The sequence below is a fragment of the Thalassotalea sp. G20_0 genome, assembly GCF_017744175.1.
Lineage (GTDB): Bacteria > Pseudomonadota > Gammaproteobacteria > Pseudomonadales > Endozoicomonadaceae > Endozoicomonas.
In genome coordinates, this window is the sequence record NZ_JAGHQV010000481.1 from 1 (window position 1) to 565 (window position 565).

Consider the following 565-nt stretch of genomic DNA (forward strand, 5'->3'; position numbering starts at 1 on the left):
ATTTATTCATTTTTTAAATGATAGTATTGATCATTGTAAGAATTTCTCATTCATACCAAACAGGAAGCGTATAAAAAGCACTCAGCAACAGCTAGATAGAAGACACTGTAAAGACAATATAAGAAAGAGCATTCAGAAAATTCTGGCCACATTAAAGTAAATGAAAATACGTTGATCAGGCAGGGTAGAGAGCACCGCTCACAGACATCCCATGAACCCAGCATTTTCCGGTGCTTTCTGCATAAGCCTTCAGTGAAGCCAGCTTGCCGACTGCGCGGTGAAAACGATTATTCCAGCGCATAGTCTCCAGCCATTCTTTTGGGTCAATACCCAGGCGCTCCAAGATAGGTGGTACATCGTCAGTTATACGACCACGTTTGCCTTTGCGGACAATTCGGGCAGACCAGTCAACCAGTTCAAAGTAGCTACTGAGTGGGTATGGAATAGCCTGTTCCGGGTTTTGACCCTGAGCTTTTAACGGTTTCAAGTGTGCCTTTTGTTTTTTTCCGTTTGCGCTGTCGTATGACTCAATGCGCTCTTTAATAGAGGTATGTTCTGAGGTTTC

At 43.2% G+C, this 565-nt stretch carries 1 pseudogene; it reads right to left on the bottom strand.

Features of this window, described 5'->3' with window-relative positions:
* Positions 1–175: 175 nt before the first annotated feature.
* Positions 176–565 (bottom strand): annotated as a pseudogene (locus J7438_RS27150) (hypothetical protein); the annotation flags it as partial.